We start from the raw sequence: 20,912 nt of genomic DNA on the forward strand, positions 1-20,912 counted from the left end.
CAGCCGTACAGGCTTGACATGCAAGACAGTTGCCCGTAGGCGCACACAGGAAGAGGACCATGCGGAGTTCCCCGGCAAGCGCCCTGCGACGTGCCCACAGAGGGGTCGTCGCCACCTTCGCCCTCGTCGGTGTGGTGAACGGCGTCCTGGCCGCCAGACTGCCGGGGCTCGCCGCCAAGATCGGCCTGGACACCGGTGACGTGGGGCTGGTCATCCTCTCCTGGGGCGTCGCCGCCACGGTGACGATGCAGTGCATGCGGTGGATCGTCGCGGCCCTGGGGAACCGGCTGTTGCTCCGCGTGGGCACGCCGCTGGTCACCGTCTCCGTCGGGCTGATCGGCCTCAGCCCGTCGTTCCCGCTGCTGCTCGCCGCCGCGGCCGGTTTCGGAGTGGCCTCCGGGGTGGCCGAGGCGATGATGAACGCCCAGGGCAGCCTGGTGGAGCGGCGTGCCGGGCGGCCGCTGATGAACGGCTTCCATGCCGGGTGGAGCGCCGGCGCGGTGGCGGGTGGACTCCTCGCGGTGCTGCTGGCCGCGCTGGACGTGCCCTACACCGCCTCGGTGCTGGGCGTGGCCGCCGTGTCCCTCCCGCTCGCGCTGGCGGTGGGCTGGACGTACCTCGACGAGCCGGCCGAGGAGGAGGACGAGACCGGGCAGCGGCGCAACCTGCCGGGCGTCGTCTACCTGATCGGCGCCGTGGCCTTCATGGCGCTGCTGATCGAGGGCCTGGTGGCCGACTGGAGCGGCCTGCTGCTGACACGGGAGCTGCACACGACGGAGGCCGTCGCCGCGCTCGCCTATCCGCTGTACGAGGTCGCCACGTTCACCGGGCGGCTCTTCGGCGACCGACTGCGGCTGCGCTTCGGCAGCCGCCGGCTCCTCGCGACCGCCGGTGGGGCGACCGCCGCGGGGGTGCTGACGGTGGTCATGGCGCCCTCCGCCGCCTGGGCCATCGCCGGGTTCGGCGTGACGGGTCTGGCGGTCTGCATCGTGGTTCCGCTGTGCATGTCGCTGGCCGGGGCCGCCGTGCCGGGCGGCTCGGACGCCGCCGTCGCGCAGGTGTCGGCGATCGGGTACGCGGGGCTGCTCGTCGGCCCGGTGCTCATCGGTTTCGTGGCCGAGGCCACCTCGTTGCGTACGGGGATCGCCATGGCGATCGGCGTCGCCCTGTTCATCACCCTCGGGGCGGGCCGGATGCCGCGCGTGCCGGCGGCCGCCGGGTCCGGCCCGGAACGGATCGGGACGGCGGACGCCGTGGTGTCGGCGCGCGAGGGCAGCGGGGCGTGACATCCCGGCCCCCGCCGCCGGGCGGGGGCCGGGCACCGGGGTGCCGGGCGGCGGGGCGCTCCCCGCCGCGGGCCGCCCGGCGGCCGGCGCGGGCGCCTGCGCGGGTCTCAGTGCACGGGGTGGATCTCCTCGCCCCGGTCCGTCGACCACGTCCGCAGGGGGCGGGGTTCGCCGTCGGTCTCTGCCCAGAGGGTGAGGGAGACGGCGCCGCCGCGGGTGGTGGCGTACGAGCCGATGAAGCCGCGGAACCGGGTGAGCGCGGCGGACTCGCTCTGCCAGATGCCTTCGGCGACGGGCCCGCCGGACCGGAACGTCGTCGTCACGTGGAAGCGGCGCCCGCTGCCGGTCGCTCCCCGCGTACCCGCGCACTCGACGGGTCGCGCGAGGACGTCGACCTGCCCGCCCGGTCGCCTCGAACCCACTCCAGCCGTGTGGTCGGCCATCGTCGCCCCCTTCTCGTCGTCGTCGGGCGATGCCGGCCGCCCGCGACACGCAGACTCTCATCCGGGACTGACAACGCCCTCTCCATCCCTTCCGTGCGCGCGCACCGCCGGCTCGCTCACAGGCAGGGCGCGATCGCACCGATGCCCCCGGGCGAGCGCCACCCGGTCCGTGGCGCTCATGACCACGCCGAACGTTCCGAGTCCGCCGATGAGCAGCCCGCACAGCACTGCGAACGCGGCCAGGCCCATCTCCCCGCCGTGTGCGGAGCCGGTCCACCAGACGCAAGCTTCCTGCGCTTGACCACCGGCAGCCTCGCGGCCCGCGCTGCCCGACGGATCGCCGCCCCGCCCGGGCCCGGGTCACCGCTCCGGCGGCAGGACGCCCTTCGGTGCGGGCGCGGGTGCGGGGATCCGGCGGCCGGGGCGGGACAGCCGGTGCCACCAGTGGCGGCGACGCGGGTGCACGGCCCGGCTCATCCGGCGGCCGAGGAGCAGGAACCCGAGCAGGGCGCCGACGGTGTTGAGGATGACGTCGTCGATGTCGAAGGCCCGCCCGGTGACCAGGGCGCCCTGGATGAGTTCCACGAGGGTCATCACGACGGCCGTCACGGCCGCCACCCGCAGCAGGCCCCGGGTCTGCGGCAGCAGTACGGGGAGGAGCACGCCGAACGGGACGCCCAGCAGCAGGTTCCCGCCGAGCTGCTTGGCGGCGTCGCGTACGGACGTGCCGTCGAGGTAGAGGCTGATCGAGGCGCCCGGGCGGACGTTGCTGCGGACGAGGTCCGCCGACGCCGCCGACGGCTCCAGGGTGAGCCGCGCCAGGGCGAGGCTGAACAGGACGGTGCCGGCGAAGGCGGCGAGCATGGCGAGCGTGCGCACCACCGGCCGGGCGGGCGGCTGGAGCGGCGCCGCCGGCTCGCCGACCCCGCCCGCGCGGGGCGGATGGGGCGGTACCGGCGGCGCGGGGCGTTGCTCCCGCTGCCCCGTACGCGTCCGTGCGTGGCCGGGCCGTGCCCGGAACCGTGCGTCGGCGAGCCTTTCGCGCATCCCCATGGCGCGCTCCCTCCCTGTACGGCCGGAGTCCTTGTGCGCACGCGTCTACCCGCCGACGCCGCTCCGACGCCCCTGAGTGCGGCCGCGGTAGCGAAACTGACGGTTCGTCCGTCGCCGCCGTCGCCGAAGGTGAACTTTTCGAGGCGTCAGGCTCGGGTTGGCCGCAGCGACACGGCGCATCGACTCCTCGGGGTCGTCCACCAGGGGAACCGGGACGGCGGGATCGGCTGCCCCCAGGGCACGAACCCGGGGATCGGCGATGCCGCGCCGCCACGGTTTTGGAGCGGGGGGTGCGGATTGACGGTCCGTAACCGGGCGACCGGGTTACCGGCTCGGTGATGGCGTAGGTGCAGTCACCGAGCCGTCCGGCGACTGGTTCGCCGCCTGCGCCGCGTCCCGGGAACCGGTGCTCCGCAGGGTCGCGGCGAGCCGGCCCGGCCTGCTGCCCTGCCCGTCTTCCCCCGACCGGACTCGCCCACCTCGCCGGTCATCCGGATGGGGCCGACCTGGTGATCGTGGGGGCGGAGCGCTCAGGGCGTGGCGGAAATCATCCGATATGACCGGAGAGGCGCTGCCTTCCCGCTGGAGCGCCTGCTTCCGGTGGAACGCTGTCGTAGAGGAGCTTCTGCATGAGCCGTGAGTACAGGGCCGGCCCGGCCCTCGGCCCCCTCAGCCGCAGGCGGAGACGGTTGGCCGGAGGCGTGCTGGCCGCGCTGTCGCTCGTGCTGGTCGGTGTGGCGCAGCCCGGTACGGCGACGGCGCAGCCCGTTCCCCTCGCCGTGAGCGCGGGCGAAGCTGCAGCCGGCGGAGGGGACAGGTGTCAACCGCTCCGTAAGAAGCCGCCGCGGGACCGGGATCGGGGCGCCCGGAAGGGCGCCGCCCGTGGTGACGGGCGCGGGCACGACAAGTGCCGGGGCCCGGCCGGTCCTCCCGGGCCCCGGGGGCCGGCCGGCCCGCAGGGACCGGCGGGCCCGCCCGGAGCCCGCGGTCCGGCCGGGCCCCAGGGCGAACAGGGCGAGCAAGGTGAGCAGGGCGAACAGGGCGAACAGGGCGAGCCCGGGGAACAGGGGGCGACCGGGGAGCAGGGGCCTGCCGGGGCGCAGGGTCCGGCGGGTCCTCCCGGCGAGACCGGCGCCCAAGGTCCGCAAGGGCCGCAAGGGCCACAGGGGCCGCAGGGGCTGCAGGGCGAGACCGGTGAGCAGGGGCCGGCCGGTACGTGCAACGACGTGGACGCCTACCTCCCGAGCAATAGCCAGGAGGTCAAGGCCGTGCTCGTCGACCGCGTGACCTACGTCGGCATCCGCGACATCCAGGGCGGGTTCGTCAACAACGACAACCTCACGCCGTGGAGTTGGCACAACCTGACCCGTGCGCCGCACACGGGCTACCCCCCGGACGCGTGCTCCGTTTCCATCGCCGCCCAGGCGGGAGTCGTCTCCGTCGAGGTCCTCACCGACAGCGGCGAGGTGTGGGAGACGATCTGCTTCGTCGTCAACGAGGGTGATCCGCAGACCCCGCGCCAGTTCGAGCTCGACTGCGTGGACGACGCGAACGACCGTCAGGACGACGGTGCGGGCCCCTGGGTCCACCGCACTCCGGACCCGGCGATCACCGACCCGCCCCTCCACCGTTCGGGAGCGTCGGGATCGGGAACGAAGCGCTCGGCCGCGTAACGGGAGAGGACGCCGGGAGCCCGGCCGGCCCGCCCCCCGCCACTGGGGTACCGGCCGGGTCTCCTCGGCGGCCACGTACTCTCACCTGCCATGACGTACCTCAAACGGATGGCGAGGCCGAACTCCTGGGTGGGGTGGGCGGGTGGCGCTCCGGCCCCATGGCACCTCGCCGCCCTCGACGAGGCGTACGAGCTGATGGGCGAAGGCCGGTTCGAGGAAGCCGAGGCGCGCGCACGGGCCCTGGCCGCGGCCCGGACGGGCCGGTCGGGGCGGGACCGCCGCCCGGGTACCGTCTGGTTCGCCGCCTACGTCGCGGCCCTCGCCGCTCGCGCCCACGGGCGCCAAGAGCCTTCGCTGCTGGTCGAGTTCGACGAACTGATCGCGGAGGCCGGGCAGACGCACGACCTCCACCACGGCCTGCTGCTGCCCGCCCGCCTCAACCGGGCCTGGGTGCTGATCGACGAAGAGCGGCCCGTCGAGGCGGAGGTGGAGGCCCGTGACGTCCTGCGCGCCCTGGCGCGGCGCGCGCAGCCCGCCCGGGACCGGCAGGTCGAACTCTCCGCGCTGATCTGCCTCGGACACGCCCTGTGCGCACAGCACCGCTACGAGGAGGCGGAGACGATCGCCCGCGGCAACCTGTCGCGGGCCGACGAGGAGGCGGCCGGCCCGCTCCGTGTGCTGCTGGTGCGCGGCCTGTCGGGCCTGGGGCGCCACGAGGAGGCGCTGGCGGAGTCCCTGGTGCCCCTGCCGGAGCAGCCGCCGCGGGCCGCCGGGCACCTGGAGCTCCACCGGGCCACCGCGCTGCACGCCCTCGGCCGCGATGACGAGGCCCGGGCGGAAGCCGGCCGGGCGCTGGCCGCCTGCGAGCGGTACCTGCACCCGGCGCACCCCCGCACCGCCGCGCTGCGCGCACTGCTGTCCCGCATCACCCCGCCCTGACCGTCCGGGCGCCGTCCGAGCGCCGCCCCGGGCGCCGGGGTCCGGTTTCCCTACGTGCGGACGGGGGCGGGTTCGGTCTCGTTCAGCTCGGCGATCAGGGCGTTGCGGCCGGCCAGCATCTCCGTCAGGATCCTGCGCGCGGCGCGGAGGAGCTCGGCCACGTCGCCGCCGGCGAGGGCGTAGGTGACGGTCGAGCCGTCGCGGGTGGAGACGACGATGCCGGAGCGCCGCAGGACTCCCAGCTGTTGTGACAGGTTGGACGCCTCGACGTCGATCTCCGCCAGCAGGTCCCGTACGGGCATCGGGCCGTCCTGGAGGAGCTCCAGTACGCGGATGCGGACCGGGTGGCCGAGCATCCGGAAGAACTCGGCCTTGGCCTGGTACAGCGGGACCTGGATTCCCACGACGCTCCTGTTCCTCCTCGAACGGCTGCGACTCCGACTCGGGTGAGGCTCACCACCTCACCCATCGTCGCGTCTCGCCGAGCCGTGCGGAACCGATGTTGACCGGTTTCACATGTTCCGAGTTGAAGATTTCTTCAACTCCTGGGCATGCGTGGGCCCGAAGGCGCGGTTGTCAGACCTCCAGATCGGATTCGATGCGGCTGAGCTGGTGGCGGGCCATCGCCAGGTTCGACCGGCCCCGGTCCAGGACGAGGTACATGAACAGACCGCCGCCGGACCGGCTGCGCCGGATGCGGATGAGGTGGTACTGGCTGCCGAGCGTGATCAGCACGTCCTCGATCTCGTCCTGGAGGCCGAGCATCTCCATCGTGCGGAGCTTGGCCCGGATGACGTCGGTGTTCCCGGCGGCCGCCACCATGAGGTCCAGGTCCTTGCCCCCGCCGAGCGTGCCCAGCGCCATCCCGCTGGCGTAGTCCACCAGCGCCACTCCCAGGGCGCCCTCGATCGAGGTCATCGCTTCCTTGAGCGACACTTCCACGTTCGCCATGGCTGTCCTCCGTTGGTGTCATGTGCCGGACGGCACGGATCTTCCGTATCGGGACGCTACCGAGCGCGCGGCCCGGTATGGCGGGATCAGGGGAATTGGCCTGATCCCGCCCCCGGTTCGCGGGACTTCCCTCGCGGGCGGCTGCTCCACCGGCGGCTGATCCGGCGCGGAAGTCTCGACACGCAGGCCCGGGCGGTCCCGGCCCTGCCGAAGAGGTCCAGGAGGTCGCCGCCGGCCAGTGTTCGCTTGTTGAGCCGGGGTCCGCGTGACAGGATCGGCCGCATGATCGGATCATCTGCACGGAAGGGCGGCCTCCGCCCCGGCCGGTGAAGTGGCTGGACGCGGCCGTGGCCGACGGAACCGCCACGGCGGCCGCCCACCCCTCCCGCATCGCCCTGTTCGACGCGGTGCGCGCCGACCCCGACCGCACCGGACCCGTCGCCCGCCGGCTCCTGCGGCTCGCCGGGCACCCGGGAGAGCCGTCCGTACGCCGCGCGGCCATGGACCTGCTCCGCAGCCTCAGCGGCGAACGGCACTGGCCCGCGGCCCTCGACGTCGCGCTGACCCGGCTCGCCGACCCCGACGAGGAGGTACGGCGGACGGCCGCCCACCTCGTCGGGCGTCGCGGGGAGCCCGGCCTCCTCCTCGCCGTCCTCGGCGACCTCTCCGACCCCGTGGTGCGTACCGTCCTGGCCGGGGCGCTCGGCCCCGCCGTGGCCCGGCTGGGGAGCGACCGCCTCGCGGCGGTCCGTTTCCTCGCCCACCTGGAGAACCTGCGGACGGCTCCCCCGGTGCGGTGGCCCGCCCTGGACACGGCCCTCCTCTCCGATGCCCGGGAGGCCGCACTCCACCTGGAGGACCTCGCGTGCCGGTGGGGCCGGGTGCTGTACGGGCTGGGGCGTGAGCGGCACGCCTACGCCCTGGTGGCCCGGCTCCTCGCCGACCCGGCCACCCGGGGCCTCGGCGCGGGCCTCGCCCGTACGGCGTGCCACGCCTGGCGGGCGGCCCCGGTGGCCCTGCTGCCGCTGCTCGTCCGGTACGGCGGTGGCCGGGACACCGACCCGGGTCTCGCGGACGCCCTGCGGACGGCCCTGCTCTCGGCGGAGGCGCGGCGGACGCACGCGGCCCTCCTCACGCGGCTGCCGTACGGCTCCCCGGCGCCGGGCCCGCGACCCCGCCGGTGCCCGTGCGCGGACCCGCCGGCGTACGACAGCGGGTCCGCCGCCGCGCTCCTCGCCGCCAAGCCCGTGGGGATCGGGCGCCTGCGGCACGCCACGGCGGTCTTCGGCGCCCTGCTGGACGCCGGCCCGCTGACGTTCCGGCAGGCGGCCCAGCTGTACAACCTCACCTTCCGCCATCCCGGCACCGTGCAGGCGGAATGCGCCCCGCTGTGGCTGCGGCACGCCGGGCCGGCGGCGCTGCCGCGGCTGCTCGCCCTGATGACGCCGCGGGTAGCGGAGTACACGGTCGGTGAGGCCTACCTGGCGGGCCTCGCGCGTATGGGGCGTCACGCGATGCCGGCGCTGCCGGCGGTGGGGGCGGTGATCGACCGGCGGACGCGCATCCCCGTCAACGACTCGACGCGCGACGCCGAGACGGAGGTCGACGAGCGTCTGCTGGCAGCCGCGCTCCGTGCCCGCCGGGCGATCCTCGCCGGCCCGTCGCCGGTGGCCGGCGTCCGGTGACGGAGTGGGAGTACGGGGAACACCAGGCGACCCCGCCCGTGGGGGCGGCGTCCACCGGTGTGGGCCGGCCGGTCCAGGCGCCGGCCCGTGAGGCGGCACAACCAGTGGGCGTTGGTGGGGCATTGGGGTGTTGGGGTGTTGCACGGGCTCCACGCGCGTACGCAGGGGGAGACATGTCAGAGGACCGGCCCGGCGAACCGGCTACGCCTTGACGTCCTGGACCCGGCGCGGGGTGATCAAGGCCCTGGTCCGCGGCGAGGACGGAGGCTGCAGAACGCCGCGTGGGAGGCGGGGGCGCGGGACGGGGTTCGTGGCCACGTCCGAGGGCAGGGCCCGGTACGAGTCCCTGGGCTGGACCCCGCGCTCCCCGATGGCCGGCCTGGTCCGCCGGGCGGACTGACGGAGCAGGCCGGCGGCGCACCGACGTGCGTCGTGGCGCACGGCTCCGGGCGCGCCGGCAGTAACGTTCCGGGGGTACGGCCAGCGCCAGCACTTCGACACCGGAAAGGGCCACCTCTCCATGCCCCTCGAACTGCCCGACGACATACGCCGCAGCATCAACCGGGCCACCGCCCTCACCGCGCCCGGCGTCACCGCGTTCCTGCACCACCTCGGCGGCCTCGCCGCCGAACACGCCGGCGCCGAGCCGGACGTCAGCCGTTCCGCCGCGCTCGAAGCCGCGTCCGCCGTGTACGCTCGCGCGGCCGAGGTCACCCGCAGCGAAGCCGACCGGCCCGGAACCCGTGAGGTCGTGGGCATCCTCGCCCTCGTCCGCGAGGCCGACCGGCTCGTCCGCTCCGGGATGCGCGATTACGACGCGCACACCGTCCTCTCCCGCCTCGCCCCCGGTTCCGGCGACGTTCGGCCCTCCGCGCCCGAGCGGCTCCTGCGGCAGCCCGCGGCACGGCAGGTGACCGGTGCCTGGCGGCGCATCACCACATGGCTCGAGGCGAACGCTCCGGCCTCGCACGGGGCGTTGCTGCCCGGCGCGGCCAAGGGGGACGTCGATGCCCTGGAGCGGGAGCTCTGGGTGCCCGTGCCGGTCGAGCTGCGGGCGCTGTGGGCACTGTGTGCGGGGGCCCGGGACGTGCAGGGCGCGGGGCTGGTTCCCGATCACGGGTGGGCGCTGATGCCGCTGGACTCCGTGCACGGGGTGTACCTGCGCCAGTCGCAGTGGCAGCGGGAACACGTGGGCGAGGGCTGGTTGTGGAAGCCGTCCTGGATCCCGTTCGCCTCGTGGTCGGTGACGGACGTCAGTGCCGGTCTGTTCGTCGACGCCGAGACGGGCGAGATCGGTCAGTGGGACGACACGGCTGTGCGGACCGTGTCGGACAAGTCGCTGACGGAGCTGCTCGAGGAGATCGCCGACACGCTGGAGCACCCGCAGCTCGCCGTGGGCCACCGGCCCGGTCTGATCGGTGAGCGTCTGGTGTGGGGTCCGCCGCTCGCCGCGGAGGAGGCCGAACTGTGGCGGCCGTTCCCGGGCTGACACGCTGAAGCGGCTGACACGGTTGACACGGCTGTAGCGGGCGCCGGGGCGGACAGGCCGCTGCGTGTCCGCCCCTTCCCGCTCCCTGCCGTCAGCCGCGGCTCACACCTTGCGCCAGGTGCAGGTCACCGCCACGCCGGAGCAGTGGTTGAAGCCCGGGGTGTCGATGAAGAACCCGTCCCCGTCGGTCAGCCGCCACACGCTGGGCTGGAGCTTGTGGAACGCGCCCTGGTTCTGCGACGAGTCGATCGCCGCGCGACCGCACCGCTCCGTCCCGGTGGGGCCGTTGGTCGCGACGCGGGTGTCCGCGAGCAGACCGAACGACGTCGACCCGTCACCGACCCCGTTGAACACCCAGTCGGTGTAGAGCTGGGCGCACTGGTTGCCGCTGGTGACCTGGTTCACCCCGCCCGGGAACCCGCCGCTCTCGTGCGTGGACGCCGGCGCGTACTCGTCGCAGTCGGTCGTGCCGACGATGCTGTCGGCGGGGTGCTTGGTCCACGTGCTGGGGCAGACGACCTTGCGGCTGTCGTCGGACGACCAGGCCGCACCCGTGGAGGGGTTCTTCACCGTGGTGTCCGCACCCAGGTAGTGCGCCAGGCTGTCCCACTTCTTGGAGCCGGCATGGTCGGGCATCCGCTCCTGCATCAGCCAGTAGTAGGCACCGGCCGCCGGGTAGAGGTTCGTGTCCAGCGTGAACGTCGGCTTGAAGAAGGGCAGCACACAGCCGGGGGTCACCGCGCCCCGGGTGATGTCGTCGCACCGGGGCGCGAGTTCGCGCATGGACGCGACCCCGCTGCTGCCGAAGTCCGCCGTCGCGTCCACCGAGTCGCTGGCGTCGACGGTCGCGGTGATCGACCAGCCCAGGTCGATCTGCTCCTTCCCGGTGCCGAGCCAGCGGGTCACCACGGTGCCCCACATGCTGCGGTAGTCCTGCGCGGGGTCGTAGTCCCAGTGTGCGCCGCTGACGGGGTTGGCGCCGTCGTCGGTCCACTGGATCGGCGCCACGTCGCACGCCGAGCACGACGAGTCGATGTCCCACCGCATCGTGACGCCTTCCAGGGCGGGGTCGATGTACGTGGGTGCGATCACCAGCTGCTGGTCGAACTCGGCGAAGTCGCTGCCGGATTCGGACTTGTTGCGGTAGGTCTTCATCCGCTGCTCGAACAGGAACGTGCCCCGTCCGATGGCCGGCTTCTGCGGATCGGCGTCGAAGAACCACAGCTCGCCCTCGCCCAGGGTCTTCAGGCAGGCTTCGGTGCGGTTCATGTAGTCCAGGCCCTCGGCGGCGTTGGTGCACCAGTCGACCAGGTCGACCGCGTCGTTGCCGCCGGGCGTCGACATGATCCCCGCCGACTCGGCCGACTTCGCGGTGAACGTCTGCTTGGTCTCCCGGGTCTTGCCGGGCTTCGGCGGGGCCTGCACCGCCTTGGCCTTCTCCCGCTTGACCATGCGGAAGCACACCGTGCGGTCGGCCCCGTCCTGCTTGGAGCATTGTTCCTTGCCGAAGTCCGCCAGTGTGGGCGAGGACTTCGCGGTGGCCGTGGACGGCGTCGCGGTGGCGGACCCGTCCGGGTCGGTGCGGGTGAACTCCACCGTCGTCTGCGCGGTCGAGTCGATTCCCGACGTGGACTGCGCGGTGGGGAACGTCACGTAGGGCTCGATGCGGAACTTCGCCCACGGGGACCAGGTCGTCTCGTAGAGGCTGCCGTCGTAGGCGTTGGTGCGCACCAGGTAGGTGTGGCGCGGCTTCAGCCTGCCGTAGTCGACCTTGACCGACGCCGTTCCGCCGGACGCCACGTACGGGGACACCAGCACCCCGTACGGGTTGGCGTCGGTCAGCTTGACCTTGGTTCCCGGTGTGCCGTCCGCGTTGGCCGTCCACACTTCGAACGTCAGGGTCGACTTCTCACCGTCGGCGTCGGTGACGGTGTTGCGCAGCACGACCTCGGGGGCGATGACGCGCCACGTGTCCCCGGACTTGGTGAACTTCGGGCCGGCGGACGGGGTCCTGCCGGACACGGGCCGCGACCCGGCCATGACCGAGAACGCCGGCTCCGCCCCGTGGACCTTGGGCGGTGCGACTGGCGAACCGGACGGTCCGCCCGCCGCGACGGCGGATGGTACGGCGGTGGCCATCATCAGCCCGGCGACCAGAACGATCCCGGGGCGCAGACGTCGCTTCGCTATGGAGCTGTGTAACGACACGAGCTGTCGAGTCCTCTCCCTGGAGAATGGGACATGCGTGCGAATGGGCACGCAATCGCAGGACCGTAAGCACAAGGGGCTAATGGGTAAAGGGAGTTATTCCTCCGGATGCTCCGACCCCACTGCCGCGAGCTCGGCGTTGATGGCGACGGCGCGGGGTAAACGCGCGATACGTCACACGTCCCGTCCACGTAGCGGACTCATGGGGGCGTCTCATCGCCGGAGCCCGGCGCGCGACCCCGGGGGCCGTCGGCCCATCCGGCGGACTCGCCGGGGCCGGGGGTGTGGCCCACACTGGTGTCGGGCGCCCGCCCGCGCACGGCGGGCACGTGACGGTGCCGGTTGCCGGCGGGCGGGAGGTGGACCGTGGTGATCACCCACCAGATCACCGATGGCACCCTGCGCGTGCGGATCGTCCGGGACCTGGACGTGACCAACCGCGCCGCGGCCGCCCTCCAGATCGAGGCGCTCGTGCACGCGCACCGGCCCCGTCACGTCGCGGTGGAGCTGCCGACGCAGGACCCATCCCCCATGACCTTCAGCGCGCTGGCCCGCGCCCAGCGGATGTGCCAGAGCCTCGGCGTCACCCTCGCCGTCACCGGACCCGGCGGACGGACGGCGGTGACGCCCTTCGGCGGGGCCTCGGGCGCCTCCCGGTCCGAGCGGCTGGAGCACGGCGCGCGGCACGATCACTGACACCGGCGGGGCCCGCACCTCCCCGTCCGGCACACACCTTGCCCTGACCTATCGATTTTCGATAGGTTTCCATCGTGACTCGATGGAAGGAGGGGCCGTGGGAAAGCTGACAGTGGGTGCTCTGCGGGCCGTGCTCGTGGTGGTGCTCGCCGGTACCGCGTTCGTGCAGGCGCTGATGGTGTGGGCGATGGCCACCGACCCGGAGGACGGGACGCTCCCGCTGGCCCCGCTGCGCGTGTGCACGATCCTCGGCATGGTGTCGGCCCAGGTCGCTCTGGTGAGCGTGTGGCGGCTGGTGACGATGGTGCGGCGCGGCACGGTGTTCTCCCTCGCCGCTTTCCGGTACGTGGACCTGGTGATCGGCGCCATCGTGTCGGCGGCCCTCGTGTGGTTCGCGGTCACGGCCCTCAACGCGCCGGGCCAGCGGGACGACCCGGGCGTCACCCTGATCATGGGCGGGGTCGGCGTGGCCATCCTCGGGGTCGCCCTCATCGTGCTCGTGCTGCGGATGCTGCTCTCCCAGGCCGTCGCGCGCGACGTCGAGGCCGCACGGATGCGGGCCGAGCTCGACGAGGTGATCTGATGCCGATCGTCGTCGACATCGACGTGATGCTGGCCAGGCGGAAGATGTCCGTGGGCGATCTCGCGGACCGCGTCGGGATCACGCCCGCCAACCTGGCGGTGCTCAAGAACGGCCGCGCCAAGGCGGTGCGGTTCACGACGCTCGCCGCGCTGTGCGAGGTGCTCCGGTGCCAGCCCGGCGACCTGCTGCGCTGGGAGGCCGAGGACCCCGCGGGGGGATGACGCGCGCCGGGGGCGGGCGGTTCGGCGCGGAGGGGACGAGCGGTTCGGCCGGGCCGGGGCGGCCGGCCCCGGCGGGTGGGTCGTCGGACACGACCCGCCCGGCCGGCGCCGGCTGCGCGGTCGGCGGTCAGCGGTCAGCGGTTGTCGTTCAGCTCCTGGTGCATCTGGGGCTGGTCGTCCTGGCCCTGCGTGAGCGCGGCCTTCTCCATGTCCCGGAACGCCGTCGAGGCGACGCCGAGGATGTCCTTGTAGGGGTTGACCCCGGTGGCCTTCTCGGCGCTCCCGCCCAGCAGACCCCCGCCCAGGCCGCTGACGACCTTGTGTCCGGCGGCGATCGGCTTGCCCGCGGTGGACAGCAGGCCCTTGGGCAGGCCGGCCATGTCGGCGTACTTGTCGGTCAGGGCGGTACGGACCATGGCGATGAAGGCGTCATGGGACGGGCCCGGGAAGAACTTCTTGTAGTAGTCGACGGCCTGCTTGGTCATGAAGACGCCGTCGTCGGTCTTCTTCCACTCCTTGTCCCGCTCGGCGGTCCACAGCCGGTCGACCTCGTCGGCGTCCTTGGGCAGCACCCACTTCTCCGGCGTACCGAGGTAGTGGTTGACGTAGTGCCAGGCGCACAGGAACCCGTGCGCGTCGTCCTTCGAGACGTCCAGGCCGAGGTTGCGCATGGCCTGGAGGACCTGGACGGAGAAGACGCAGGCGGCTCCGGTGGTGTACTTCTGCGAGACCGGCTCGCCCCACTTGGCGTAGTCCCACTCGCCGCTCTTCTTGTGGAGCTGGCGGACCGAGGCGTGGACCAGGCGGACCTTGGTGACGTTCGCCTTCAGCGTGCCGTCGGTGTAGGCGCCGTTCTTGTCCATGTCGACGAACAGGCGCGAGGACTGCGACAGCCGGCGGCCGGGGCCTTCGACGCCGCCCAGGCGTCCGGTGGAGCGCAGGGTGAACGCGCCGGTCGGGGAGAGGTAGGTGCCGATCAGGCCGACGGTGCCCTGGAGCATGGCGACCTCGCCGCGGTGGCGGTCGAAGAACTTCTCCGCGGCCTTGGCGTCCGCGCCGGTCCAGCCGGGCGGGTCCGCCTCGGCGTTCTTCATGAACGCGGCCAGCTTGGGGGGCAGGTCCGAGTGGTCCTGGCCGGGCTTGAGGGTGGCGATCGTGCGGAACAGGGCGTTGACCCCGTCGATCTCCTTGTTGTCGATGAGCTCCGAGACCAGCTCGTCGGCTTCGGGGTCACCCACCTTGCTCGCGGCTTCGAGTTCCTGGGCGACGTACTGGGCGGTCAGTGGCACTGCGCACGCATCCTTCCGGATCCACGGGACGGTCCGCTCGCCGGGCAGCGGCGCGGGAGGCCCCGGGCCTTGATCGCCGCCGGCGAGCGGACAGCATGCTGCCGGGCCGCACCACCGGCCGCCCACCCCCGGCCGACAGGGGATCGTTTCCCCTTCACCCGGATGGTCGCGGCCGGGCTCAGGAGCCGTCGGGAGGCGGGACCTTCGTGAGCCCGACGAGCACCATGGCCGTCCCGGGCGACGGCCGGGCGTGGGCGGCGCGGACCAGGTAGCGGCCCCGCCCCAGGTCGACGCGCAGCCGGTCGGGCTCGCCGGGTCCGACCTCGGGCCCGACCTCGGGCCCTGCGTCGGGTCCGGGGACGCCGGGCTGACCGGAGTCCAGCAGGACCACAGGGCCCGGGACCTCCCAGAGCACCTCCGCCTCCCACGCCGCGGCCTGGAGGGCCCGTGCGACGCCGCAGAGGAGGGCGGCCTCCGATTCGGCGCCGATCCAGGACACGAAGCAGCCGTGCTCCGGCACGTAGGTGGTGGACCACGGCTCCCCGAGGACCAGGGCCTGCTCGGGCCCGACGGGTATCACGCCGAGGTAGCCCTCGACCTCGCAGGCCCTGCCGTAGTCGTCGTCACCGGTGGCCGACTCGAAGTCGCATCCCCGCCAGGACGTCAGGACCCGCTCGGGCACGGCGATGAGCGGCCCTCCCCCGGACGTGATCCACTGCCGTGCCGCGCTGCCGTGTTCGATCATGCGGGAAAGGTACAGCGGGGCGGTGACAGCGGGACGGACGGACGCGGGCCCGGCCCCGTTTCGCCGGGTGTTCCGCGGGACAGGGGCGTGGCATGAGCGTTGGGAGTGGTCGGGGCGGGTGCGGTGCCGCCCGGGTGTGCGGGGCCGGGCGCGGGGCGGCGGAGCGGCTGCTCGCGTGGGACCGGGCCCTGACGCGCAGGGCGGCCTCGTGGCAGGGCGTGTGGGCGACGAAGGTCCTGCCCGCCGTCGAGGGGTCGGCCGAGCACACCAAGCTGTGGCTGGGCACCGCGGCGCTGCTGGCCCTCGCGGGCGGGGCGCGCGGGCGCCGGGCGGCGCTGGCGGGCGTGGCGGGGATGTGGACCGGGCAGGTCTTCGGGGGCGCGGCGAAGCACCTGTGGGACCGGCGACGGCCGCCCGAGCGGCTCGTGCCGCACGACCGGGTCGAGGAGCGGCCGGACTCGTCTTCCTTCCCGTCGGGGCACACCGCCGCCGCGGTCGCCTTCACCGCCTCCGTCGTACCGGTGTGGCCGGCGGTGGGACTGGGGTGTGCGGCCGCGGCGGCCGCCATCGCCGTCGAACGGGTCCACAGCGGTGCCCACTACCCCAGCGACGTGGCGGCCGGTGCCGTCGTCGGGCTGGCCGGGGCCCGTCTGGCCCGGCGCGCGCTGGCCTGCCGGCCGGGCCGGGCGCCGGTGCGGCGCGTGACCTTGCGGGTGCCGGTGCCGGGGCGGGTGCTGATGCCGTGCGGCCCGGCGCGTACCGGGCGGTGCCGGGGCTTCCCCGGACGCGCCTGGCGGCGTGACACTTGAACTGTGAACCGGTCGGGGGTGCTGGACCTGCTGGTGCCGTCGCGGGCGCGCGGCCGCCTGGGCGAGGCCCTGTTCAGCCGCGTAGCCGGCCCTGAGGGCGCGGCCAACCGGGCCAGGATCCACGGGACCCCGGGAGCCCGGTGGTTCGCGCCCGAGGACCCGATCCGGCTGGTGCACGGCGACGCCTCGATGTTCGTCGGCGGGCTGAGCGCCCTGCTCCTGCAGTCCCTGCATCCGCGTGCGATGGCCGCGGTGGCGGCCCACTCCGGCTACCGGGGCGATCCGTGGGGCCGCCTCCAGCGCACCAGTACGTTCCTCGCGTTCACCACGTACGGGACCGCCGAGGACGCGCAGCGGGCGGTGGACGGCGTACGGGCCGTCCACCAGCGCGTACGCGGGCGCACCCGTGACGGGGAACCGTACCGGGCCGACGACCCGCACCTGCTGGAGTGGGTGCACGTCGCCGAGGTGGACAGCTTCCTGCGGGCCTACCAGCAGTACGGCGCCCGGCCGCTGGACGCGGCGGAGCGCGACGCCTACGTCGCGGCGACGGCCCGCGTGGGCCGGGCCCTGGGCGTGGTGCGTCCGCCGGTCACGGAGGCCGAGCTGGCGGAACGGATCGAGGCGTACCGGCCGGAGCTCCGCGGTACCGAAGAGGCCCGCGCCGCGGCCCGTTTCGTCCTGCTGCGGCCCCCGCTGCCCTGGCCGGCCCGCCTGCCGTACGCGGTGCTGGCGGCGGCCGCGTGCGCGCTGCTCCCGCCCTGGGCGCGCCGGGCGCTGGGCCTGCCGCTCCTGCCCCGGGCCGAGCGGTGGTGCGTACGGCCCGCCGGGGCGGTGATCACGGCCGTGATCCGCTGGGCGATGCTCCGTCCGCCCCGGGACGCCGCGGGGTGACGCGCCGCTTCGAATGCCGGCCCGGACGCTGCCGGACTACATGCTCGCGACCCAGGTCGTCATGCTGCCGCGCGTCCTGGAACGCCTGGCACGCCGCGATCCCGGCGACCGGCAGGACGGCGGTGAGACGGGGTTCTCGAGGAGGACTACGCCTCGATCGACAGGAACTCCAGCGCCCGTGCCGTGCACACCCAGGGCCGTGCCCGGAACACCGTGGGCCACCACCGAGAACCAGCTCAGGACGCGTTCAGCGAGAAGGTCTGGCGGCTGTTGCTGCCGGCCCCCGGGCTGTTGATGTTGTTGTTGGTGGTGAGGTTGTTGAACATCGGGATGACGCCGTGCAGGGTGATCGGCAGGACGGGCCTCCCATCGCCGCCTTCGTCGCAGTCTCCTCCAGTGATGGTCGTCGGGTCGCTGGCCGAGAAGGTGTTGACATCTTCAGCAGTAGTCTCGGTGAGCGTGACGGTGTTGGTGACGGAGCATGGTGCGTTGTCGGCGACGTTGACGGTAATGGCGAGGGTGGAAGCGCCCGGGCGGATGAAGGCAAAGTTGTCACAATGGACCGTCGTACCGCCGTTGGTGACCTCGCAGGCCTCTGCGAGATTGCCTTCGAGTTCCGCGACCGTGAGCCCCGCGGGAAGGTTGTCCGTGAGCTCCAGCGCGCCGCTGCCCGTATCGCCGCTGTTGGTCAGCGTGACGGTGTAGACGCCTTGTTCTCCCCGTACGAAGTTCCCTTCGTGGCTCTTGGTGACACTCAAGATCGCTTGAGCATGGGCGGGCGTGGCAGATAGGACGGACGGCAACACACCGACGACCACCACTGTGCCGACGGCAGCCATCCGCCGCCTCAAGCCTTGTCGCGCCATCTACGGTTTCTCCTGTCCGTGAGGGTCCCGCTGCGGTCTGGCTCCGGGGAGGAGCCGACGTGAAGGAGCGTGCTGATCCAGAACGACGTATCGGCTGGCAAGCGACGGGAGAAGTTCCCAGTTCACCCAATCGCTTTCACGAATCCCCCCATTGACCTTCCCCGACCGCGTCCCCGCTCCCGGCACACGACGGCATCCCGAGAGCCCTCGGGCTGGTGCCGGCGCAAAGCCCCAAGGTGGTCTGTCACGCGGCCTGCGTGGAACCCGCCTGGGCGCTGTGGCAGGAACCCGGCCAGGCGGCACGGCAGGTCGCGGGGGCGACGTGGGCAGCGGCGCTTCGGTGGCGTGGCCGGCGCCCGTCGCGCCGCGCTCCGGTCGGAAGGCGGGCCGTGCGTCGCCCACGTCCGGCTCCCGGGTGCCTGGGGTCATCGGGCGTCGACGGTGGCAGGGAGCGCTCGCCCCGGCGGGGGTCGTTCCGCCGGGGCGGGGCGGTGGGGTCAGCGCTGGCAGAAGAGGCCGGCCACCGCGGTGTACACGCCGCCGCCGACCCACCTGACGTCGGTGCCCTGGACGTAGCACTGGCTCGCCATCCAGCCGGCCGACTGGGCCGCCAGGTAGGCCATCCGTACGGCGCCGTCCACCGCCTGGGACGGCGAGGTGCCGATGCCGCTGCCGCTGAACGTCCTGACCTCGGCGACGGTGGACTCGTGGCCCACCGGGGCCGCATGGGCCGCGGCGGCGCCTCCGACCAGGCACACCGAGGCGGCGGCGAGCGCCACGGCGGCGGAGCGGAGACGGGAGGTGGGACGGTGGGTGTGGGTGGAAGGGGTCATCGCTTCTCCTGAGTCGGGGTGGACAGGTGTCGACGGGGCGGCGGGTCAGACCGGCTGCCGGACCCAGCCCTGCGAGGGGTGGCCCGTGCAGGTCGTCTGGCGGACTTCGCGGCGGCTGCCGTCGGCCATTCCGGCGTCGTCCAGGCACAGGCCCGTGTACTGGTTCTTCAGGACCACCGCCCCGCCGCCGACGTCGATCAGCTCGAAGCGCTGGGTGGGGGCGTCCTGACACGACAGCTGGGTCACGTGGCTGGACGGCCAGTGGGCGTGGACGCACTTCCCCGAATGGCGGGGCTGGAGCCGGGTGGTGGGGTCCGTGCCGGTGAACTGCGAGACGAACTGCTGGTTCAGGGCGCCACTCCTGCAGTCGAACTGCTGCACGACCGCGTAGTCGTCGGAGGACCGGCCGCGGATGTCCAGACACTTGCCGGTCACCACGTGGCGGTACTGGTGGGCGCCCCCGGGGACGGTCGCCGCGGAGGTCCGGTCGGGCTGGGCCGCTTGTGCGGAGGTGGTCCCGCCCAGGAGGCAGGCGGAAGCGGTGAGCGCGGCGGCCGTCGCACGCAGGCCCCACGTGGAGATTCGTTTCATCGGCGCTCCTTGGGAGGTCGGACACGTGTCCTGATGCCGAGAAAGCTAGTGAGACCGGCCGGGGGCGCGGTACCCGCCACTTTGGGCGGGTGCCGGGGGCCGGAGGTCAGCCGCTGAAGTGGCCGAAGGAGAAGCCGGGCCGGATGCCGTACGGCGGGAGGACCGTGCGGACGGGGGCCCCGTCGAGGGGGACGCCACCACGCGTGTCGAGGGACCAGATCCGCTGGCCGCCGGTCTTCGACCTGACGGCCACGGTGATCTCGGGCCGCTCGTCACCGTTGAGGTCGGCGAGCCCGAGCGCGCGCGGGAACTGGAACACGCCGTCGGGGACGGGCAGACCGGGCGTGGTGTGGGGGTAGAAGCGGGTGCCGACCGGGTTCACGCCCTTGCTGCCGCCCTTCATCACGTACAGGGCCCCGCCGCTGTTCTTGCAGCCGGAGTAGCAGTCGGTGTGGTCGTTGCTCTCGCCGGGGTTGCCGACGACGAGGTCGGCGTGGCCGTCGCCGTTCAGGTCACCGGCCGCCACCTCCTGGCCGAAGCCGTCGTACCTCTCCGACCTGCCGGGGACGCCGTACGTGTTCTTGGTGACGGTCTGGACCGCGCGGGTCGCGTCGAGGCCGGCGGCGGAGCCGTAGGCGATGCCCACCTGGCCCCTGTACCGCGTGGGCATACCCAACTCGTGGTCCCACGCCATGGGCATCATCGCGCCGACGGCCAGATCGCCGAAGCCGTCCTTGTCGAAGTCGGCGATGGCGCCGGACATGCCGGCGGGCGTCTTCACCGGCGAGAGCCGGAAGCCGGTCGCGCCGCCGAGGAGGACTCGGCCGGGTCCGGGCATGTCGCCGCCCTCGCTGAGGACCGCGAGGTCGTCGGTGGTGTCCTTGTCGAGGCGGCCGACGACGAGGCGGTTGTCGTGGCCCGCGCTGAAGAGCCGCATGTCGGCCGGTTCGAGCGGGAGTTGCCGGATGGCTGCCGGCTTGCCCTGCGCGTTGAAGGGCCCCTTGAAGAGGTCCAGGCGGTTCCTGTGGGCCACCACCAGGTCGGCCTTGCGGTCGCCGTCGAAGTCGCCGGCGGCCAGGGCCGCGCCGAACTGGCCTTCCCTGCGTGGGGCGTTGTCGCGGACCTCGGCGCCGCTCTTCAGCCCCTGGGGGCTGCCCCAGAGCAGGGTGACCGTGCCGCTCCGGTTGACGCCGCCGTTGTCCATCCAGCTGCCGCCGACCGCGAGGTCGGCGTAGCCGTCGCCGTTGAAGTCGGCGTTCGCGAGGGACTCGCCGAAGGCCTCGGGGCGCCTGCCCTCGGAGAGGGCGGGGACGCCGGGGGTGAAGCGGGACAGGGCTCGCGGGCGGCTGTCCCGGACCCCGGCCGCCGTGCCGTAGGCCACGGCCACGAAGCCGCTCCCGTACCTCGTGGCGCTGCTGTCCCGGACCACGCCGGTGGGATCGCTGAACGCCAGGTCGCGGTGTCCGTCCCCGTTGAAGTCGTCGGGGTAGCGGGTGGGGGCCGGCACGGCGGCCGCGGTCAGCTCGGCCGCCTGCGCGGGCCCGGCCAGCAGCCCCGCGGTGACCGCGGCCGCCAGGGCCGTGGCCGTGGCGCGCAGGTGGCGGGCGGAGGTGGTTGTGGTCAAGGTGTGGTCTCCCGTTTACGTGGCGGACGCCGGG

General features: G+C 73.5%; 21 protein-coding genes. 10 read left to right on the forward strand and 11 right to left on the reverse strand.

The window, feature by feature from the left end; genetic code table 11:
• Window positions 1-59 precede the first annotated feature (59 nt).
• Window positions 60-1,286: an MFS transporter gene (locus ACFY61_RS19615; protein ID WP_389473542.1), complete on the forward strand. Its 1,227-nt coding sequence runs from the start codon at window positions 60-62 to the stop codon at window positions 1,284-1,286.
• A gap of 107 nt (window positions 1,287-1,393) precedes the next feature.
• On the opposite strand, the gene ACFY61_RS19620 is transcribed toward ACFY61_RS19615, so the two are convergent.
• Both ACFY61_RS19620 and ACFY61_RS19625 read right to left on the reverse strand, forming a co-directional pair.
• Entirely contained in the window at window positions 1,394-1,729 is a 336-nt protein-coding gene (locus tag ACFY61_RS19620) for a hypothetical protein (protein WP_389473543.1), read from the reverse strand.
• 360 nt (window positions 1,730-2,089) lie between these two features.
• Window positions 2,090-2,782, reverse strand: coding sequence for a VanZ family protein (locus ACFY61_RS19625; RefSeq protein ID WP_389473545.1), 693 nt, complete (start codon window positions 2,780-2,782; stop codon window positions 2,090-2,092).
• A 1,226-nt stretch (window positions 2,783-4,008) separates the two neighbouring features.
• Between ACFY61_RS19625 and ACFY61_RS19630 the strand changes: the two genes are divergently transcribed.
• A complete protein-coding gene (locus ACFY61_RS19630; RefSeq protein WP_389473546.1) occupies window positions 4,009-4,455 on the forward strand; it encodes a hypothetical protein in 447 nt (148 codons plus the stop codon).
• Between the two features lie 90 nt (window positions 4,456-4,545).
• Complete coding sequence (locus ACFY61_RS19635) at window positions 4,546-5,394, forward strand: hypothetical protein (protein WP_389473548.1); 849 nt, start codon at window positions 4,546-4,548, stop codon at window positions 5,392-5,394.
• A 50-nt stretch (window positions 5,395-5,444) separates the two neighbouring features.
• On the opposite strand, the gene ACFY61_RS19640 is transcribed toward ACFY61_RS19635, so the two are convergent.
• Together ACFY61_RS19640 and ACFY61_RS19645 are read right to left on the reverse strand one after the other, a co-directional pair.
• Window positions 5,445-5,792, reverse strand: coding sequence for an ArsR/SmtB family transcription factor (locus ACFY61_RS19640; protein WP_389473660.1), 348 nt, complete (start codon window positions 5,790-5,792; stop codon window positions 5,445-5,447).
• Window positions 5,793-5,970: 178 nt separating this feature from the next.
• Window positions 5,971-6,345 carry a hypothetical protein gene (locus ACFY61_RS19645; protein ID WP_389473550.1) on the reverse strand — a complete coding sequence of 125 codons (375 nt, stop codon included), beginning with the start codon at window positions 6,343-6,345 and terminating at the stop codon, window positions 5,971-5,973.
• Window positions 6,346-6,671: 326 nt separating this feature from the next.
• On the opposite strand from ACFY61_RS19645, the gene ACFY61_RS19650 reads away from it, so the two are divergent.
• Window positions 6,672-8,030, forward strand: a complete 1,359-nt coding sequence (locus tag ACFY61_RS19650; RefSeq protein WP_389473552.1) for a HEAT repeat domain-containing protein — start codon at window positions 6,672-6,674, stop codon at window positions 8,028-8,030.
• Between the two features lie 520 nt (window positions 8,031-8,550).
• Window positions 8,551-9,519 (forward strand): SMI1/KNR4 family protein, encoded by a 969-nt coding sequence (locus tag ACFY61_RS19655; RefSeq protein WP_389473554.1) that lies wholly within the window; start codon window positions 8,551-8,553, stop codon window positions 9,517-9,519.
• A 102-nt stretch (window positions 9,520-9,621) separates the two neighbouring features.
• Here ACFY61_RS19655 and ACFY61_RS19660 read toward each other — a convergent pair whose 3' ends face one another.
• Window positions 9,622-11,727, reverse strand: coding sequence for a hypothetical protein (locus ACFY61_RS19660; RefSeq protein WP_389473556.1), 2,106 nt, complete (start codon window positions 11,725-11,727; stop codon window positions 9,622-9,624).
• 369 nt (window positions 11,728-12,096) lie between these two features.
• On the opposite strand from ACFY61_RS19660, the gene ACFY61_RS19665 reads away from it, so the two are divergent.
• From ACFY61_RS19665 to ACFY61_RS19675, 3 genes are all read left to right on the forward strand, one after another.
• The gene (locus ACFY61_RS19665; protein WP_389473558.1) at window positions 12,097-12,423 is read left to right on the forward strand and encodes a hypothetical protein; all 327 of its coding nucleotides are present in this window, start codon (window positions 12,097-12,099) and stop codon (window positions 12,421-12,423) included.
• Window positions 12,424-12,520: 97 nt separating this feature from the next.
• A complete protein-coding gene (locus tag ACFY61_RS19670) occupies window positions 12,521-13,006 on the forward strand; it encodes a DUF2975 domain-containing protein (RefSeq protein ID WP_389473560.1) in 486 nt (161 codons plus the stop codon).
• A complete protein-coding gene (locus ACFY61_RS19675) occupies window positions 13,006-13,227 on the forward strand; it encodes a helix-turn-helix domain-containing protein (RefSeq protein WP_389473562.1) in 222 nt (73 codons plus the stop codon). The genes ACFY61_RS19670 and ACFY61_RS19675 overlap by 1 nt, the downstream gene beginning before the upstream one ends.
• A gap of 134 nt (window positions 13,228-13,361) precedes the next feature.
• Here the strand turns inward: ACFY61_RS19675 and ACFY61_RS19680 are convergent, their stop codons facing one another.
• Window positions 13,362-14,516 carry an oxygenase MpaB family protein gene (locus ACFY61_RS19680; protein ID WP_389473563.1) on the reverse strand — a complete coding sequence of 385 codons (1,155 nt, stop codon included), beginning with the start codon at window positions 14,514-14,516 and terminating at the stop codon, window positions 13,362-13,364.
• Window positions 14,517-14,694: 178 nt separating this feature from the next.
• Window positions 14,695-15,261 carry an Imm21 family immunity protein gene (locus tag ACFY61_RS19685; protein ID WP_389473565.1) on the reverse strand — a complete coding sequence of 189 codons (567 nt, stop codon included), beginning with the start codon at window positions 15,259-15,261 and terminating at the stop codon, window positions 14,695-14,697.
• A 92-nt stretch (window positions 15,262-15,353) separates the two neighbouring features.
• Here ACFY61_RS19685 and ACFY61_RS19690 point away from each other — a divergent pair, with 92 nt between their 5' ends.
• Window positions 15,354-16,070, forward strand: a complete 717-nt coding sequence (locus ACFY61_RS19690) for a phosphatase PAP2 family protein (RefSeq protein WP_389473567.1) — start codon at window positions 15,354-15,356, stop codon at window positions 16,068-16,070.
• A 3-nt stretch (window positions 16,071-16,073) separates the two neighbouring features.
• Window positions 16,074-16,964 (forward strand): oxygenase MpaB family protein, encoded by an 891-nt coding sequence (locus ACFY61_RS19695; protein ID WP_389473569.1) that lies wholly within the window; start codon window positions 16,074-16,076, stop codon window positions 16,962-16,964.
• A 236-nt stretch (window positions 16,965-17,200) separates the two neighbouring features.
• Here the strand turns inward: ACFY61_RS19695 and ACFY61_RS19700 are convergent, their stop codons facing one another.
• The 4 genes from ACFY61_RS19700 to ACFY61_RS19715 all read right to left on the reverse strand — a co-directional run bounded on the left by ACFY61_RS19700 (window position 17,201) and on the right by ACFY61_RS19715 (window position 20,878).
• Complete coding sequence (locus tag ACFY61_RS19700; RefSeq protein ID WP_389473570.1) at window positions 17,201-17,803, reverse strand: hypothetical protein; 603 nt, start codon at window positions 17,801-17,803, stop codon at window positions 17,201-17,203.
• A gap of 524 nt (window positions 17,804-18,327) precedes the next feature.
• A complete protein-coding gene (locus ACFY61_RS19705; protein ID WP_389473571.1) occupies window positions 18,328-18,663 on the reverse strand; it encodes a hypothetical protein in 336 nt (111 codons plus the stop codon).
• A 45-nt stretch (window positions 18,664-18,708) separates the two neighbouring features.
• Window positions 18,709-19,254, reverse strand: coding sequence for an RICIN domain-containing protein (locus ACFY61_RS19710; protein WP_389473573.1), 546 nt, complete (start codon window positions 19,252-19,254; stop codon window positions 18,709-18,711).
• 106 nt (window positions 19,255-19,360) lie between these two features.
• Complete coding sequence (locus ACFY61_RS19715; protein ID WP_389473574.1) at window positions 19,361-20,878, reverse strand: FG-GAP-like repeat-containing protein; 1,518 nt, start codon at window positions 20,876-20,878, stop codon at window positions 19,361-19,363.
• Window positions 20,879-20,912 lie beyond the last annotated feature (34 nt).

Origin of the sequence: Streptomyces sp. NPDC012888 (assembly GCF_042900645.1) — a bacterium.
In the GTDB taxonomy this organism is placed as follows: domain Bacteria; phylum Actinomycetota; class Actinomycetes; order Streptomycetales; family Streptomycetaceae; genus Streptomyces.